The sequence below is a fragment of the Paenibacillus sp. HWE-109 genome (genome assembly GCF_022163125.1).
Lineage (GTDB): Bacteria > Bacillota > Bacilli > Paenibacillales > NBRC-103111 > Paenibacillus_E.
In genome coordinates, this window is record NZ_CP091881.1 from 6727037 (window position 1) to 6743634 (window position 16598).

16 protein-coding genes and 1 pseudogene are annotated in these 16598 nt (G+C 44.2%); 3 read left to right on the forward strand and 14 right to left on the reverse strand.

Going from position 1 to position 16598, the window contains the following annotated elements:
* Window positions 1–268: 268 nt before the first annotated feature.
* Window positions 269–571 (reverse strand): hypothetical protein, encoded by a 303-nt coding sequence (locus tag LOZ80_RS28615; RefSeq protein ID WP_238167853.1) that lies wholly within the window; start codon window positions 569–571, stop codon window positions 269–271.
* 60 nt (window positions 572–631) lie between these two features.
* Here LOZ80_RS28615 and LOZ80_RS28620 point away from each other — a divergent pair, with 60 nt between their 5' ends.
* Window positions 632–1294 carry a nitroreductase family protein gene (locus LOZ80_RS28620; protein WP_238167854.1) on the forward strand — a complete coding sequence of 221 codons (663 nt, stop codon included), beginning with the start codon at window positions 632–634 and terminating at the stop codon, window positions 1292–1294.
* A 95-nt stretch (window positions 1295–1389) separates the two neighbouring features.
* Here the strand turns inward: LOZ80_RS28620 and LOZ80_RS28625 are convergent, their stop codons facing one another.
* The 6 genes from LOZ80_RS28625 to LOZ80_RS28655 all read right to left on the reverse strand — a co-directional run bounded on the left by LOZ80_RS28625 (window position 1390) and on the right by LOZ80_RS28655 (window position 7897).
* On the reverse strand, window positions 1390–2595 hold the full coding sequence (locus LOZ80_RS28625) for a macrolide family glycosyltransferase (protein ID WP_238167855.1): 1206 nt from the start codon (window positions 2593–2595) through the stop codon (window positions 1390–1392).
* An 11-nt stretch (window positions 2596–2606) separates the two neighbouring features.
* The gene (locus LOZ80_RS39335) at window positions 2607–3479 is read right to left on the reverse strand and encodes an SRPBCC family protein (RefSeq protein WP_337950981.1); all 873 of its coding nucleotides are present in this window, start codon (window positions 3477–3479) and stop codon (window positions 2607–2609) included.
* Between the two features lie 29 nt (window positions 3480–3508).
* Window positions 3509–3985 carry a MerR family transcriptional regulator gene (locus LOZ80_RS28640; RefSeq protein ID WP_238167856.1) on the reverse strand — a complete coding sequence of 159 codons (477 nt, stop codon included), beginning with the start codon at window positions 3983–3985 and terminating at the stop codon, window positions 3509–3511.
* Between the two features lie 81 nt (window positions 3986–4066).
* Window positions 4067–5356: an ankyrin repeat domain-containing protein gene (locus tag LOZ80_RS28645; protein ID WP_238167857.1), complete on the reverse strand. Its 1290-nt coding sequence runs from the start codon at window positions 5354–5356 to the stop codon at window positions 4067–4069.
* Between the two features lie 42 nt (window positions 5357–5398).
* Window positions 5399–6487, reverse strand: coding sequence for an acyltransferase domain-containing protein (locus LOZ80_RS28650; protein WP_238167858.1), 1089 nt, complete (start codon window positions 6485–6487; stop codon window positions 5399–5401).
* Between the two features lie 54 nt (window positions 6488–6541).
* The gene (locus LOZ80_RS28655; protein ID WP_238167859.1) at window positions 6542–7897 is read right to left on the reverse strand and encodes an aminotransferase-like domain-containing protein; all 1356 of its coding nucleotides are present in this window, start codon (window positions 7895–7897) and stop codon (window positions 6542–6544) included.
* Window positions 7898–8013: 116 nt separating this feature from the next.
* Here LOZ80_RS28655 and LOZ80_RS28660 point away from each other — a divergent pair, with 116 nt between their 5' ends.
* The gene (locus tag LOZ80_RS28660) at window positions 8014–8991 is read left to right on the forward strand and encodes a DMT family transporter (protein WP_238167860.1); all 978 of its coding nucleotides are present in this window, start codon (window positions 8014–8016) and stop codon (window positions 8989–8991) included.
* Window positions 8992–9971: 980 nt separating this feature from the next.
* Here the strand turns inward: LOZ80_RS28660 and LOZ80_RS28665 are convergent.
* The 6 genes and pseudogenes from LOZ80_RS28665 to LOZ80_RS28690 all read right to left on the reverse strand — a co-directional run.
* Window positions 9972–10118 (reverse strand): annotated as a pseudogene (locus tag LOZ80_RS28665) (MATE family efflux transporter); the annotation flags it as partial.
* A gap of 22 nt (window positions 10119–10140) precedes the next feature.
* A complete protein-coding gene (locus LOZ80_RS28670; RefSeq protein WP_238167861.1) occupies window positions 10141–11133 on the reverse strand; it encodes a FecCD family ABC transporter permease in 993 nt (330 codons plus the stop codon).
* The gene (locus tag LOZ80_RS28675) at window positions 11130–12095 is read right to left on the reverse strand and encodes an ABC transporter substrate-binding protein (protein WP_238167862.1); all 966 of its coding nucleotides are present in this window, start codon (window positions 12093–12095) and stop codon (window positions 11130–11132) included. The genes LOZ80_RS28670 and LOZ80_RS28675 overlap by 4 nt, the downstream gene beginning before the upstream one ends.
* An 86-nt stretch (window positions 12096–12181) precedes the next feature.
* Complete coding sequence (locus tag LOZ80_RS28680; protein WP_238167863.1) at window positions 12182–12841, reverse strand: response regulator; 660 nt, start codon at window positions 12839–12841, stop codon at window positions 12182–12184.
* Between the two features lie 21 nt (window positions 12842–12862).
* Entirely contained in the window at window positions 12863–13468 is a 606-nt protein-coding gene (locus LOZ80_RS28685; RefSeq protein ID WP_238167864.1) for a hypothetical protein, read from the reverse strand.
* A gap of 24 nt (window positions 13469–13492) precedes the next feature.
* Window positions 13493–14860 carry a PepSY-associated TM helix domain-containing protein gene (locus tag LOZ80_RS28690; RefSeq protein WP_238167865.1) on the reverse strand — a complete coding sequence of 456 codons (1368 nt, stop codon included), beginning with the start codon at window positions 14858–14860 and terminating at the stop codon, window positions 13493–13495.
* Between the two features lie 285 nt (window positions 14861–15145).
* Between LOZ80_RS28690 and LOZ80_RS28695 the strand changes: the two genes are divergently transcribed.
* Entirely contained in the window at window positions 15146–15550 is a 405-nt protein-coding gene (locus LOZ80_RS28695; protein WP_238167866.1) for a VOC family protein, read from the forward strand.
* Window positions 15551–15657: 107 nt separating this feature from the next.
* Here LOZ80_RS28695 and LOZ80_RS28700 read toward each other — a convergent pair whose 3' ends face one another.
* Entirely contained in the window at window positions 15658–16038 is a 381-nt protein-coding gene (locus LOZ80_RS28700) for a hypothetical protein (protein WP_238167867.1), read from the reverse strand.
* Window positions 16039–16598: the final 560 nt, after the last annotated feature.

The window sequence follows — 16598 nt, forward strand, 5'->3', positions numbered from 1 at the left end:
TATTAGTGTGGCCCTTTATCGATTTCACTATTCTTCACTCGTCATATTCACTCTTATCTGATGTCGGAGGATGCAAGAAGCCAGGCGAATTTTTACGTGGAGTCACTTGGTGGAGAAATTCGGTGTTACGTGGATGATTACCAAACAGTAACCTTCGGAAACATGTTCGAGGGCTGCCGAATGAACCTGAGGCAAGCTCCTAACGAACTCAATAACCTTTATTTGAGCAAAATCGTTCATTTTAAAAATCTAATGAATCCCCGATGCGTTATTTCCTACAATGATCACCATTTTCGCCTTTAAATTGCTCGATAACGCCAATGCAGTTCATTAGATCGCCAAAGGAACCATTTTCGCGGCCATAAGCTTCATCCAGTTCATTACAGTGGACACACTTACTCTTCTGTGCCCACATGTTCAGCAGAGCCGTAACCGCCTCATCTCTTCTTGTTGCAAGATCACGGGGGGCGAATGCAGGGTTCCCTTTCCCTTGCATTAGGCCTGATTGCTTCATAATCGGCAATGCTGTCTTTCGCCCATGCTGGGATCCCTGATTATTTCTTATTGACACTAACACTAATGTCATCCTTTATGATGAAATTAGTTTATATATAGAAAGGATGAGAGAACCATGTCCGATTCACAACCAACCCAACTGTTGGAACAACAACTTTTTTTCGATGTTATTCGAGAGCGCCGCTCCGTCCGAAGCTATGATCCTGCGGTCAAGATTTCACGGGAGGAATTGACCGACATCTTGCAGCAAGCTACGTTGGCTCCTTCATCCGCGAACATGCAGCCATGGCGTTTTCTTGTTATCGACTCGTTGGAATTACAGCAAAAGCTGCTGCCAATTGCGTTTAACCAGCAGCAAGTCGTCGAAGCTTCAGCGGTCATCGCCGTACTCGGGGACTTGGAGAATATCAAATTAGCCAAGAAGATTTATACCCAAGCCGTCGATGCAGGTTTCATGCCTGAACAGACAGCCAATTCCTTCATAGAACGCTATACAAGCATGCACGCAAGTATGCCTCCGGAAACCCTCCGACAGATCGTCTATACCGATTGCGGGTTAGTATCTATGCAACTCATGAGCATCGCTCGTGCCAAAGGCTACGATACGGTACCAATGGGCGGCTTCGACAAAGGAAAATTCATCGAAGCTTTCGGAATTTCAGAGCGCTACGCTCCGGTTATGCTCATTGCCATCGGCAAGGCGGCTAACCCTGGGCGCCCTACAACCAGGCTGCCCGTTGAAGATGTTACCTTCTTCAATGAAATTCCCGAAGAATAAGAACATGCCAAGACCTTCGCATCCACTTGCATAGTGGAATACGAAGGTCTTTTATTTGCATCTTTGGCAGATGCCGCGGCATCTTGCATTTTCTTTTAATCAATGTTGTATTGACTTGTAAATTCCAAAATCTCATCCACAGCTTGATGAAACCCGCCTGATTTCCGAAAGGATTCACTGCTGTTTGCAACAGCTATTTTGAAAGATGATAGGCTTAATACATGATCTACAGCTTCAAGTAGTTGATTTGCAGTCAAGCCTTGCATTTGTAATTTAATGCCTGCTCCTGCATGAGCGACTTGCTCGGCAATGATCGGCTGATCCGCGCTTTGGGGGATTACAATTAGCGGAACTCCATAATAAAGAGCTTCATTGGTACTATTCATTCCACCATGTGTGATAAATAATTTCGTGTAGGGCAGGACATCCGTTTGTGGCACGTAATTTTGTACGAGGAAGTTTTCAGGGATCTCCCCTAAATCGGAAATTTGGGTCTTCTTCCCAACAGACATCACTACCGCATGATCCGTGTTCCCAAATGCCTCGAAACAAAGCTTATAAAAGTCAATTGCATGGTTAAAGACCGTCCCCAGTGAAATGTAAATTGGGCTTTTCCCTTTGATTGCAGTAAAGTCGAAATTTGCTTCAGTTAATCGTGAAGAGATGGATGGACCTACAAATTTATACGTTTGGTCGAATGCCTCTCCATGAGGTTGAAATTCCTTTGTTGTATAAACGATGGTCAGTGGCGCAGGATTACAGAACACTTCGTATGGAGAATGGATCTCCGCATCATATTTTTCCTTTATCCTTGCCATTAGGCTTTGAAATTTATCATTAATAGGTTTAACAATTTCTGCAGGGGTTTCTGTTGAAAAATGTTCCAATATTCGATCGAATGACTCTTTTGTTTGTGCAAAGGAAGTACAGGAGTTGATGGCAGGAAGCTTAAGAATTTGTGCAAGCAAACGTCCACAACCAAACATGGAATCATGAATCATGTAGTCGAAATGCTCATCTTTGATCTGATCAAGAACACTGGGTATGACGATATCAGCCGTTAGTAGAAGACCATTGATTCTTTCAAGCAAATAATTTCTTCCGCCTGAGATAAAGGCCTTAATAAATTGTTGATCGTCAAATGTTCGCACGGAAGCCCCCGTCTTCTCCAAACGCTCCCGATAAGCTTCGCTAGCAAAGTACACAACCTCTTCGCCACGCGCAATAAGCTCTTGCACAACTCCAATAGTTGGATTGATATGTCCCTCTGATCCACCATTCATAAATAAAACACGCGCCATTTCTACACTCCCTACTCGTTAAGGCCCTTCAAGAGCAATCCCAGCCTGTCCAGGTTTTGTTCATTAGCTTCTTCACAAATGGGTTTGAGCTTTGTATAGTCTTCCTCTGTCTCGAAAGTCTGCCGGAAAGTAATCTCCGTCTTGCCGCCAACGTCCTCAAAGGTAGCAGTTAGGATAAAATGAGGTCTGGACTCGTGCCGCAGAACTATACGGTCTGGCTCGATTTCATGAAAAACGTTGCGGTTCGGATAGTCTGCTCCACCCGGTCCATGCATCGTAAATTCCCAGGCTCCTCCGGGCTTTAAGTCGAACGTATGGAACGTATTGGTAAAACCGTCAGGTCCCCACCACTGGGCAAGCAGTTCCGGGTCCGTCCAAGACCGATAGACCAAATTCCGCGGAGCATCCAGCTTTCGACGAGACACGAGTTCAAAGCTCGATGCGTTGCTTTCCCCAAGTGATTTCCCGAGAAGGTCCAGCATTTCTTTCGTTCCATGCTCACGTTGTTCCGGTGTATCCTGGCCGTCGAAAAACGTTCCTTGTTCGGTAAACACCAGCTTAGTGCCATCGGTCGTTGGGATCAATTCAACGGTTGCAATGGAAACCGACATCCGGGTATCCCCTTGGTCCAGGCTGTAAGTGTACACTAGCCGTTCATTGGCTACGATTTCCTGATAATAAGCATCAAAGGTAAAAACAGGTCCACCTGCAGGGCCACCCTGACTAAATTCTCGCCCTCCAACTTGGAAGTCAAATACCTCAGCAGGCTGAAACCAACGCGCTTTGGCGCTCTGGTTCGACCATGCCGTAAATACGCGTTCCGGAGCGGCACGGTAAATACGCTCAATTTGGAATGTAGCGTGGGTCGTGTATCGTTGTGTCATAATGTTGCCCCTTCCTTCTCTTAGAGAACTCACAAATTATCGTTCAGAAAATCACCAAGCAGATCAAAACGACGTTCCCAGCTCAAGCGGCGTTCAATGATATACTTTTCGTGGCTTAACTTCATCGTTTCCAGTAATGAAACAAAGGCATCAATTGAAAGCGGTTCCTGCTTGTTCATTCGCTCGGCAACACGTTCGAGCTCTGCGAGAAGTTTCTGCTGGGTTTTTAGATTTTTTCGGACCCGTTCAATCTGAATATCCACGATGTCAGAGGGGGTCAAGTTATGTTCTTTCCGTATCGACTGAATTTCTTCAAGCGATAAGCCCAAGTCTTTGAGAGATACGATTTGGTGCAGCTGCTTGATATCGGCTTCGTTATACAACCGATGACCGGAATCGGAATGCCCTGACGGCGTAAATAAACCAATCTGATCGTAAAACCGCAGGGTGCGAACTGTCAGTCCAGTCAATTTGGCCAGCTCCCCCACCTTCCAATGCTGCTGCATAACCCACTCCTTTCTTTGGCGCTAGCTGCTTACCGGTGTTTTTAGTATAAAACATGACGTTACGTAAGGTGCAAGAGGTTGTTACTCATTATTATAAGGCTCGTCTTTGACTCCGTAACGCGCAAGCACTTTCTTAACGTCTTCGCTGCCCGACGCTTGGTTCGGCAAGGGCGCGCCGGCTTGAATTAGAAGCTCCGCAGCCGCTGGATAATCCCCCGCCGCATCTCGAAAGTGAACGGCTCCCCACGTACAGCTGCTCAATGCATTGCCGCCGTACCCGTGGGTTAGTTGAACAGATGCGCCGTGCGCAAGCAGCAACCGTACCGCTTCGGCGTTTCCTCGCATAGCCGCGTTATGAAGCGCCGTAAAACTCTTGTGATCGCGGCGGGCATCCGCAGGGAACCCGGCTTCAAGCATCGTTTGAACAGCTTGAACCTCATTGTTCCATGCGGCATCGGCCATTATGCTTAGATCCTCGGGCGAGAGTGTCTGTACCAGATTCGAATCCTGCTCAAGCACAGTTTGCACAGCCGCCGTATCGGCCTGCAGGCAGGCAAGCAGCAAACGCTCATTTGAAGGGCTATGCTTCGCGATCAGATCAACAATCTCGGGATCATTGCGACGCGCCGCAAGATAGAACGGTCGCGTATTAGAGCCTATTTTGTACGTATAGATATGCCCTCCGCTCGAATCGCCAGACGTGAAGCTGCCGCGCCCGACTTGAGCTTGAAGGCACTCGGGAGCGGAACGAATGAAAGAACGCACCCGTTCCACATCTCCGATATGGATCGCCATGAAAATATCCGCTGCCGCGCCACGCTCAATGAGAAATTTGCATTTAGCCGTGTTATCGATCGCCCACTGAGCCGGCGTGCTTCCATGATCTATATCACGCATGTCGATATCTGCGCCATGAGCGAGCAGGAAATCTATAATTTCATATTCCGTGGCATAATGAAGCGGAACCTGCCCATCGGGTCCACGCTGATTGACGACGGCGGGATTCATCTCGACCATGTCTTTCACTGTATCCAACATGCCCAGCGCTGCAGCCGCGTGTATATCGACGGGAGCTCCTCGTTCAATCAAATATCGGGAAAGGTCATGGTGATCATGATGTAAAACCCCGAATCCTCCGGCCCACCAACTGCTTTTTGCCTGCAAATCAGCGCCTTGCTCCAGTAATATGTCCACAGCCTCGCGGTTCCCCTTTGCCGCTACAGCGACGATCGCAGGCGTATCGAAGGCGAACCACGGCTCATTAATTTGCTTGGCAAGAAAGGGATGCTCGTTCAGGCATCGGCTCATAGCGACCGTATCATTACTCACGATCGCCTGTTTGAACTGTTCAACAACCTTCTGCTCGTTCATGCTTTTAGCCTCCAGGCAACCATCTTTTTTGTTTCTCCATCACTATTTATCAATCAAAATAAAACCATTCATTACACATAAATCTTTATCACTCTTCAGGTGGTTGTATACGGCTTCTTGCAGGCTGCTTTTTCTAGGCAGTTTCTCTAAATCTGGATTCGTGGTTCTGAATACAAAGAACAAAAAAGACGAGTTTCTCACAACACCGCTTACGAGCTTAAACATGGAGCTGAATTTATTTATATTGCTGTCAGCACCTAAGATTTCCTTGAAATGCGGCGTAAGAAGCCATGAGTCGCAAACGAAAGCCTTATAGTTATATTCTTTGAAATACGTTTTATAGAACGCCAAGGCTTGCTCAAGGGATTCCCTGCATTTATCCGAGTCTAACGGTTCATACCCAGGTATATGCACATCCAATACATAATCATTTTCACCCAAAACGAGATCGTACTCGTCCAAGGCAAGGGTCACATTTTTCTTCATCATAATCCCATTCTCAAGCATGCAATTCGACATAATAGCCTTATCCGTTTCTCGCAATACAGCCGAAAAGTTGCTTCTATTCTGATCTGTGTCAGGGAGAGTGGTAGTAAACCCTTCCTCATCGAACTCCACCTGATCATGCGGAATTATGACCATTTCACTAGTCTCTTTATTCCTATACACTCTTGCCTTCAAATAATTTTTCTTATAAATAAATTGCAATCGTCCCACTCTGAAAATTTCATTTTTAAAATGGAGCTTCAACCAACGAAGTTCTTCAAATCCATCTTTCTGATGTCTATCTTTGTATCCTCGAATCCATAAATTCACGTCGCTTAAGGTGTGCAGCAGGATCTCCTTGGGCAACTTGTGTTTCTCATAAAATGCTAGAATGTCATCGAATTTCTCCAACAGCACAAGGAGTGGGAAAAAGTTCGCACTTTGCAAATGACTAGCTACATTTTCTTTCAGATCCTCGGATAAATCATATTGGTTCTCTACAAAAATTTGATTGCGTGCGATTTCCAATTGCTCTCTCAAAAAATCTGAGGACTGAATCTCATCGAAGCATTGTAGAATCAAGTCCAAGTTGTACTCATCAATTTGCAAATATTCATTGATTTTATTGATATACGATCGATCCATCGGTAATTCCTCCTAATTATTATGCTCATCGTGAACGCTGCGCTAACCTGTCCGTTAGATTCTGCAAGCGGATTCGGCAAGAATGGCACCAATCCGTTCTATTCCTCTCGCAATATCATCCTCGTTTACGTTGGTTGCGTTTAGCTTAACTATATTATTCCTCTCGAAATTCTTCAAATAATTCCGGTCCAAAGACTCCAGTAGGATCGATTCTTTCTTTAATTTTGCAATAAGCTGCGTAGCGGAAATCGCTTTATCCAGCAAAATATGCGTGTGTATGAACGGAATTTTCGAGCGCTCATACATGAAGGCGCCGCCGCTGCGGGCAGCTTCCTTCGTAAGCGCAGCATCAAGCAGCTTCGCCCTAGCCGCATATCTGCTGCGGATTTTGGCAAGATGGCGGTCGAACATGCCACTGCGCAAATAGATTTCAAGTGCAGCCTGTGACAGCATGGAGCTGTCGATATCGTCTTGCTTCTTGTACAGCCGAAACGTTTCAGTGAGTAGAACTGGGATGACCGCAATGCCGATACGCAGGCCGGGGAAAATAATTTTGGAATAGCTTTTCAAATAAATGACATGCGATGAATCGTCATACGCAAATAACGGATCAGCCTTGCTGTCCTGCTCGAAATCGGCAAGATAATCATCCTCAACGATATATACATCGTATTTGGCGGCAAGCCTAGCAAGCCGCTTCTTTTCTTGGCTCGTATAGGAGCAGCCCAGCGGATTGTGGAAACGCGGCATCGTATAAAAAAACTTGATATCCTCTGTACGAAAGATGTTCTCCAGCCTGTCAAAATCAATGCCCGCAAAGCTGCGCTCGATGCCGATGACCGGCACGCGGCGCGTCTCCAAATATTCAATTAACAGATGATAGCCAGGCTGTTCGATCAGCACCGTCATCTTGCCGTTTGGGAAGGGCATAGCTGCAAGCAGCGACAACGCCTGCTGAACCCCAGATACAACAAATATATTCCGTTCCTCTGTAAACACCTGATATCCCATTAATTGCTTGCGAACGATATCGATCAGGGAGGCCATTCCTTTGGCAGTGCCGTAAACAAATAAATCCTTCTGGTACGTGTCGATGGCTTTGTTAATGCAATGCTGAAAATCCAGATAAGGAAACACATTTGGATCAGGAGCGGCCTCCGAAAAGTTCAAAATCGGTGATGCTTGGCCTCGGGAGGCATTTGTCCCTTTGACAACGTAATAGCCGCTCTTGGGCATCGCATAAATGAGATGGCGCTTCTCCAGCTCATCCAATGCTTTAATGATCGTACTCTTGCTGCAGCCGTACTGCTCCGACAGCGTACGGATCGATGGAAGCTTTTGTCCGTCCCTATACGGCTCTTTCAGAATCAGTTCCTCCAGCTCATTCATGAGCTTTAAATACATGTACATCGGGCAAACTCCTTGCTTATAATCTGTAACGGTACAGATAGCCATTTTCTCTATTGTAGCATGCATGGCAGAGAGTTACGATATACCTAACAAGAACAGTTACTAGGAGGAACGTTATGACAACAGCACAGATCGACTCCAAAACAAAGCGATTCGCCTACTCAGCCATCATTATTTACTCCACCATTGTAGGGCTCTCTTTTCTTTTTGGAAAATTAGCTTTGACGGTTGCAACGCCGCTTGATAGCCTCGCTCACCGCTTTACCGTCTCCCTTATCGCTGCGACCATTCCTGTACTATTGGGATGGATTAAGCTTCAGATTAAAATTCGGGATGTACTGGCAATTCTCCCGCTTGCCGTCTTATATCCGTCGATGTTCTTTGCTTTCCAAGCATTTGGCTTGCAATTCACGACCTCCGCGGAGGCAGGCATTATCCACGCGACAGTGCCGATCTTCACGATGCTTGCGGCAGCTTATTTCCTGAAGGAACGTACGACGAGGTTGCAGCAGCTTGCGACGCTTCTTTCCGTCGCAGGCGTCGTATTCATCTTTATCATGAAAGGTACGACGATTGATCTAACGAATATGAAAGGCACGCTGCTCATTCTCTTGTCAGCCCTCTCATCAGCCGGATATAGCGTGCTTGCAAGGAAGCTTGCATTGCGCATCAAGGTGATTGCCATGACCTATGTGATGACGGTGATTGGCTTCCTTGTCTTCAACCTAATGGCGGTAGGCCAGCACTTGGCAGAAGGCACGCTATCCCGCTATTTCGAGCCGTTTGCAAGCCCGGTGTTCCTGGTGGCAATCCTCTATTTGGGCGTACTCTCCTCGCTCATTTCCAGCTTGCTCAGCAATTACGCTTTATCCAAGTTAGAGGCATCGAAGGTGAGCGTGTTCAATCATCTTGCCACATTAGTTTCAATTATCGGGGGCTCCGTTTTCTTGAATGAGCACCTAGCGTACTACCACATAATTGGCGCTGCTGTCATTATCGCGGGAGTGCTCGGCGCGAATGCGGGGACATGGAGAAGGAGGAAAGCCGCGCTTTCACCTCCATTATCTGATCAAATGATAAATAAGAATGGATAAACCTGACCATTAAAAAGAGACCCACAGCAACGTGCTGAGGGTCTGAGTTTATATATTTAAAAGGGGGGCAAGTTTTATTATAGGCTTTATTCATTAATGCCAAATTGAGATACTAGTCCGTTCTGGAAGTAATAACAATCTATACCCATTAATTTTCCATCTGTGTCCCATGTAACAAATATCTGCCCTTTAATGACTTGAGATTTCAAATTATCTATATCGATTAAGCCATTCTTATAAATGTCGTAGTCAGATTTATATCCATCTTTAGCTTCAATATCAAACCGCCATATTTTCCATTCGCCGTTCATTGCATCTGTGACTTCTGTATACTGATCACCAAACATAACCTTAATCTGCTCTTTGGTTAGTTGAAATGCCAAGGGATTTCTTACATCATTACCGCCTATTTCATTTTCAGCAGGTTTTTTCTCAGGTTCGGCAGATGGGGTTGTAGCGTTTTGCGATTGTGCTTTCATACCTTTAAGTATTTCTAATTGTTTTGAATAAAGTTCAATAAGTGCATCGAGGTTTTGAGGTTTAGCATCTGTACCAGTTGTCGGTTGCAATATAGCTACCTTTTTAGAATTATCCCAATCCGTATTCAGGTTTAGGATGTTGGCAATTTCACGTATTGGTACGTATTGAGTTCCTTGATAATTAATACTTTGAGGAAGACCTACCTTATCGCTCGTACCATAGTAATTATCGCCATGCAGTGTGTCTCTATTATCATCGGCAACGTGATAAGCAAATGGAACAACATTGGCTTCTATTTTGTATTCGGAGAACTGTGCGGCATAAACAGCAGTAGTAGTTATTAAAGCAACACCGCATGTCAATCCAACAACCAACTTCTTCATCGTTACCAACTCCCATTGTCTTTTATTTATAGACTCTTTTTGAAAGTATAAAGTTCCGCAATATGGTAAATTATTGCTTTTATTATCAGCCCGCTGTTTTTTTCCCCCTTTATGCCCCCTAGAGAGAATATTGAGCTCAGGAATCAGAGTAGTTCCTTGAATAACTGACATAATAAACGCGGCGGTTCCTTGCGTTGTTGCTTGTAAGATCCCTGTAAACAACGTGGTTATTCCTGTAATGAATAAGAATAAGAGCGGGACATTCGCCTTAAGTGATCGGATGCGCCTATAATACCCTCCTGCGCACTAAATACAAAAAAAACGGCGCTCCAAGCACCCCCATTACAATCCCTACCGGCAACTCCATCGGTGCAAATATGATTCGAGCCACAGTGTCCGATATTGTAAGTACACCCACACTTAATAATACACATGCTGGAAGCAACCAACGGTAATCGCTGCCGATAAGCAAGCGAGCAGAATGAGGCACTATCATGCCTACAAAACCGAGCAATCCTACTACACTGACTGTGCTGGCTGCAAGTAGTGTAGCGATTACTGTAAAGTATAAGCGGTGTGATTCTACACGTAGACCTAATCCCTTCGCTTGCTCTTCCCCAAGCGCCATAATATTCAATCGTTGGCTCCCGATTACTGCAAGTAAGGTTCCAATTAGCGTATATGGAAGAAGGATATAAACATGCGGCCAGCTTCTTGCTGAAAGCCCTCCAACCATAAAAATCAGCGCTCCCCCTACTCGATCACTATATAAAGTAAGTAAAGCTGAAATTCCTGAGTTCAACAGAGCAGACACAGCTACACCTGCAAGAATGACCCTGAGTGGATTTACTCCGCCGCGCCAAGCCATAAGATAAATAAGTAAAGCAGCCCCAATGGCACCAACAAATGCAACGGGTGTAAGTAAGTACGCATAGGCAGGAAATAAGATAAGAATACCAATTCCAAATAGACCCGCTCCTGAGGAAACACCAATGATATGTGGATCAGCCATGGAATTACGCATGACCCCCTGAAGAAGTGCTCCTGATAGCGAAAGACTAATACCGACTAATGCGGCAACGATTGTTCTCGGCAGCCTGATATTCCAAATGATATCGTGATAAGTGCTCTGTCCACCGAACAGCGAATGTAATACATCTGATATAGTAATATTTACTGCCCCACATATTAGACTTAAACCTATTCCCAACAAAGCGAAGAATGCAAGAATGACAAGCACACTTGCACGCCAATTCACACTTTTTTGACCATGTCTCATTTGGCTATACTTCCATAAATATCTGGATAAACTAGTTTGGCTAAATAGGATAAGGACTGATCGAAGTTAAATCCAGGATTAGTCACAAATAGCGATGATGGGAGAAAATAGATTTTATTTTCTTTAACCGCTCTCAAAGTTTTCCAGGCAGGATTACTCTCTATGTCTGATTTGAGTTTCTCTTTACCGTAGTCTTCTGTGCCGTGCACAATGAAGAATAGAAAGTCCGGATCCAATTCAACAAGCTTTTCCAGGCTATAAGGTGCAGAACTTGGCATCATACCTGATGGGAGGGATTCAGCAACATTTTTCAGCTTCAAGCGATTAGCAACGTCCAGTGAAATCGTCGAATTCTTCTGTACACTAATCCCCATCGGCATGATGGTGATCATCGCAAACCTAGGGCTTTGTTGTGGGAGTTTGCTTAAAACCGTTTGCATTTTTTTCTCCGTTTGATCAAGCGCAGCCTTAGTCTCATCTTCTCTCCCCGCTATTTTTCCAAATAGCTCCGCAGTAGCTTTTATATCCTCATAGCTCTTGATATCAATGAAGGCCAGGGGCACTTCAGAAGAAGCTAATGAATCTTTCAAGGAAGTATGGAACATAGATTGGCCTATAACCAGATCAGGTTTTAGGCTCATCAATTTCTCCAAGCTAACTTGGTTAACTGCACCGACCTGTGTGACATCTTTGGCCATTTCAGGAACAGGAATGCCAGGAGCAGTCGCCAATCCAACAGCGCTTCCTCCCACCTGATAGAACAACTCCTGAACTTCTGTGTTTAACAAAATAACGCGCTGCGGTTTGTCCTTTAAAGTTACTTCTTGTTTCGTACTGTCTTTGAAAGTAATGAAATCTCGATTCGGTGGAGCCATACTATTAGTAGGCTTTGAAGAAGAACACCCTATAACTACTGTTGATAACATGAATGTACTTGCAATGATTAACCCTAAACGCTTCAATAATATACACTCCTTTAAGCTTCAGATGCCGTTAATCAACAAGAGCTCTGCAAGTATGTCTTCCTTGCAAAGCTCTTGTTTTGAATTTATTGATCGATCATTCTGCGCAGCCATCCCTGCTCAAATACATATCGGGTAAGCTGCACCCGGTTGTCCATTTGCAATTTCTGCATAATATTCTTCAGATGATTTTTCACCGTATATTCGGAGATACCCAATCCCTCCGAAATTACTCGGTTAGATTTGCCACTTGCGACCCATTCCAGTATTTCTCGTTCACGTCCGGTAATAAGCGCGTTGGGTGCCTCCTGTTTTTCCTTCGGTGTGAATTCTTGTAATAATCGTAAAGCGAGCTCTCTGGACATAGGGGCTTCGTCTACTGCAATTGCTTTTAAATATTCATGCCAGGAATTCGGACTCAAATTTTTAAGCAGATAGCCTTGTGCCCCTTTCTTCAGAGCTTCAAACAAATGGGTGATATCATCGGATACGGTGACCATGACAATCTTCACATAGGGGAATTTTTCCTTAATTTGCTTCGTTGCTTCTAAACCATCCATTTGCGGCATGTTAATGTCCATCAGAATGATATCGGGCATCCATTGTTCCGTAAGCCTAATCGCCTCTGCACCATTTCTACCCTCGGCAACGATTTCAAATGAAGTATCCATTCTTATAATACTTTGGATCCCTTCCCTAGCATGAGGATGATCGTCTACAATTAAAACCCGAAAAGGCTGAGACATGAGCATTCCTCCTTCCTTTGTTTACACTTCTAACTGAGAAACAGAAATACCAACAGGAAGATTTTCTTCGGCATCCAACAATTGATATAGAAGCAACATAGAAACCGCTAACACAACATCCATGAAAACGATTGAGAGTGTCGGATAATCCGAAATCACCATAACACCCAGCATCGCCCCCATCATGCCTCCCATCAAACCTGCTAACATGCCGTCCAATGAAGCAAGTAAATGTAATGACCTTCCGGATACATAACCAACAATCATGCCAAAGGTGACTCCAATAACGGTTGAAAGGAATAATTTCTCCAACACAATACCAGCTATTGTGCCGACAACCAGGCTGGAAACCATCGCAATCGTCATAGCCGCCATCATGCCTGTCATTTTAGTTAGAACCGTTTTCTTAGCGCGTAAGTGGAGAATGAGAACAACAACTACTAACAGGACGAAAATGAGAGAAGCAATACTTGTATTCATTGTTGACGCGGAAGGCCCCGTTGGGACCTCCGTTACTGAGTGCTCCCCGTGTTCATGCGCAGCTGCAGGTAAATTCCGTGCAAATGCAAACATGATCATGAATAAAGCGCATATTTTCAGATATATTCCTTGCGTTAATCTTCTCAATAGACTTCACCTCTTTAAAATGAATTAACCAAGCAGTTGCTTTAGGGCCGGTACCCTACGAATAACTAATGCATCCAAAGTAAGAACGATTAATAATGAAATACCAACTAGAGGAAAAACGATACCTAACCCAATGGTTACTACGGCAACCCATTTGACCATTTTAAAATCTTTTGGTAATGCTGGAGCTCCCACTCTCTTCTCTGGTTTTCTCAACCACCACATGATAAAGCCGCTAACAGCTACTAAAATAATACCAAGGCAAACCAATAAACAAAGGATCTGATTGACTAATCCGAAATATTCGCCTTGATGCAGTGCAATACCAATCGTTATGACTTTCGCCATGAGGCTGAAATCCTTAAATCGCTGATCCGCTAATACTTTTCCGCTATATTGATCAATATGCAGGGTCGCTTGTTTCTTCGGATCTGCTGTTGTTGAATAGATCGTGTATACGCCTTTCTCATTTGCGGGTAGGGCAATTTGGTAGCCTGGAGCCAGTTCTATACTTTTACCAATAACCATCACTTGCTCAATGGAAATAGAACCACCTGAACTTGCAGTAGAATTAGGTATCGGAAGTTGCTCAGCCGCCCAGGGGACTCCTTTAACAACATCTTTGGTCGGTATGCTCGACTCTGGTTTTTGCGGATCAAAAGAGAAAAATCCCTGCGGGTATGTAGCTGTTTTGTTTATGTAAGTTCCTAAAATGCCCGACCATGGTAAGCCAGTTAAGATCAACGCTGCAATGAACAGAGATAACCAAAATGCGGTCACAGCGTGCATATCACGCCAGAACATCCGCTTTCCTTTCTCCATACGTGGCAGTATAATGCCGTAAATAGATTTCTTACCTCTTGGCCACCATAAATAGATGCCTGTGATTAAAAGGATCATCGCCCAGCAAGCAGATAATTCAATGATGCGATCTCCCGTCTTTCCAATCATCAGTTTCCCATGAAATTCTCTTATCAACTGCATGAGTTTTGTGTTTGTATCAATGTCTCCAAGTACTTTCCCGTCATAAGGATTAAGATACACGAACAAGGATTGCCCATTCTGACTTATTTCTAATTCCGTAGAGCGGTTTGGTTCGTAGGACGGTTTCACTTTTTTCAGGCTCGCCTCGGGGTACGCCTCTTTCATTTTTTGAATTTGGTCTTGTACAGACAACTGTTGTTGTCCCTGTTGGACGTAATAATAATCCTTGTACAGTACATTCTCAATTTGCGGCTTAAATAAATAAATGCCCCCCGTCACAGCCAATATAACTAAAAAAGGGGCAAAGATCATTCCCGCATAAAAATGCCATCTCCATATGGCTGCATATAAACTCTTGGTCCTCGCTGTTTGTTGCCCTCCATTTGCCATTTCAACACTAATACTCATGAATACATGACTCTCCCTTTCCAATCCAGCTCAGACTAACTGTCTCAAGTATACTTGGAAGCAGTAAGTTTGAAATGACTCATAAGGGCTATAATTGCAACTAATGTTTGAAATTCTGGATGAAGCCAAAAAATATCAAACCGCTACTGACATGCTGTTGTCAGTAGCGGTTTTTTATAATCGGAGTAAGTAATCGTAAAGGAGTAGGAGATAAATGCGAAGTATCGGGACCCAAAATAATAGGATACAGTATTCAATCAATTATAATAGGAAGGATGGTATCTCATGAATTTTGCTTCTATACGCATCATTACCGACGACGTGGATCGTCTCGTCGAGTTCTATGAGAAAGTCATGGGGGTTTCGGCGGAACGCCCCGCGCCCGTCTTTGCCGAACTCGTTGTGCCATCGTGCACCCTGGCGATCGGCCACTCCCAGACGGTGCAACTGTTCGGCGCTGGTTCCGCAGTGGCGGCCAGCAATCACACTGTCATCATCGAGTTCCTCGTCCACGATGTCGATGCCGAGTACGAGCGCTTGAAGCCATTTGTCGACGAGTGGGTAAAAGAACCAACCACGATGCCGTGGGGGAACCGTGCTGTGCTGTTTCGCGATCCCGACGGCAACCTGATTAACCTCTTCGCGCCGGTGACCGAGGAAGCGATCAGACGGTTCAGCGGTAGGCCTTGACGAATAGTTGAAATGAGTGGGGCGAATATCTTAATTAGTAATTTTACTGACGACTTCAGAGAGAGAGACCATAGCAATGAGCTATGGTCTCTTCATGTTATCTAGGTTCAATTATTTAACGGAATTTTTTTCAAAAAACTATCAACTAACCATAATCCTACTGCTGCTCCAAAAACTGAATTTATCAGAACATTTGGGTACATATCGTCGGATTCCGTAAAAGTTAACAAAAAAACAATAATTCCTGCAAACACAAGATGTAAAACAAGTCCCTGCAGAAGGTAACTTATTGACATCTTCTTTTTGGATAGGATCAGATCTGTCACAATTGAGAAGGGTACACCAATAACAAAGGTACCAATTAAAAAGTAAATAAAATAAACGAAAAATGAGGTATACCCATGAATCAGCAATAGAACTAGTGAAAGAATTAACGACATTAAAATACCAGATATAACTTTTCTTACAATCGCTACTTTTGTGAACATTTGTAATATCTCCTTTCGTATAAAGAATTTCAACTCCAGACTCATGGTGAGTTAAAAAGGAAGGATCATTCCCTTCACCTGCCTTTCTTACGGTGTAGTTCCTCCTTACCAACACGTTCTTGCTAAAAACGGGAAAAAGCTTTGGTCTCCCAAAGCTCTTCCCGATATCGGATCTGATGTATGTATATTTGTCTTTTCGGCAAATACCCCGAAGGAGTGAAAATTACTGGATTTTATTACCATATAAATATACAATGGCCTGCATGCACAGTCAACCTTTGTTACTGCCGCTGGTGACTTCCGCAATTGATGTTACACGAGCAACGATTGCAGCTTCAACTACTTCCCTGATTGCTTGATTTTCTGACATCCGGGCAGATAGAGCTATATACAAAGTTTGGAAATAATAGTATCATATCCCTGTTAATGATTAAAATAGCATATTAACAATATGGAGGAATTCTAGTGAATGTTAGAAAGAAAATTACACTAGGTTCCCATAGGGGATAACTATAGTTACGAGCTCTTCCGTTTATCTAGCTAAACAGTCTACTAACCAA

Bases quoted from the DNA above. Each gene is read 5' to 3' on its own strand.
- LOZ80_RS28620 (WP_238167854.1), top strand. From the start codon at position 632: ATGTCCGATTCACAACCAACCCAACTGTTGGAACAACAACTTTTTTTC.
- LOZ80_RS28625 (WP_238167855.1), bottom strand. From the start codon at position 2,595: ATGGCGCGTGTTTTATTTATGAATGGTGGATCAGAGGGACATATCAAT.
- LOZ80_RS39335 (WP_337950981.1), bottom strand. From the start codon at position 3,479: ATGACACAACGATACACGACCCACGCTACATTCCAAATTGAGCGTATT.
- LOZ80_RS28640 (WP_238167856.1), bottom strand. From the start codon at position 3,985: ATGCAGCAGCATTGGAAGGTGGGGGAGCTGGCCAAATTGACTGGACTG.
- LOZ80_RS28645 (WP_238167857.1), bottom strand. From the start codon at position 5,356: ATGAACGAGCAGAAGGTTGTTGAACAGTTCAAACAGGCGATCGTGAGT.
- LOZ80_RS28650 (WP_238167858.1), bottom strand. From the start codon at position 6,487: ATGGATCGATCGTATATCAATAAAATCAATGAATATTTGCAAATTGAT.
- LOZ80_RS28655 (WP_238167859.1), bottom strand. From the start codon at position 7,897: ATGTACATGTATTTAAAGCTCATGAATGAGCTGGAGGAACTGATTCTG.
- LOZ80_RS28660 (WP_238167860.1), top strand. From the start codon at position 8,014: ATGACAACAGCACAGATCGACTCCAAAACAAAGCGATTCGCCTACTCA.
- LOZ80_RS28670 (WP_238167861.1), bottom strand. From the start codon at position 11,133: ATGAGACATGGTCAAAAAAGTGTGAATTGGCGTGCAAGTGTGCTTGTC.
- LOZ80_RS28680 (WP_238167863.1), bottom strand. From the start codon at position 12,841: ATGTCTCAGCCTTTTCGGGTTTTAATTGTAGACGATCATCCTCATGCT.
- LOZ80_RS28690 (WP_238167865.1), bottom strand. From the start codon at position 14,860: ATGAGTATTAGTGTTGAAATGGCAAATGGAGGGCAACAAACAGCGAGG.
- LOZ80_RS28695 (WP_238167866.1), top strand. From the start codon at position 15,146: ATGAATTTTGCTTCTATACGCATCATTACCGACGACGTGGATCGTCTC.
- LOZ80_RS28700 (WP_238167867.1), bottom strand. From the start codon at position 16,038: ATGTTCACAAAAGTAGCGATTGTAAGAAAAGTTATATCTGGTATTTTA.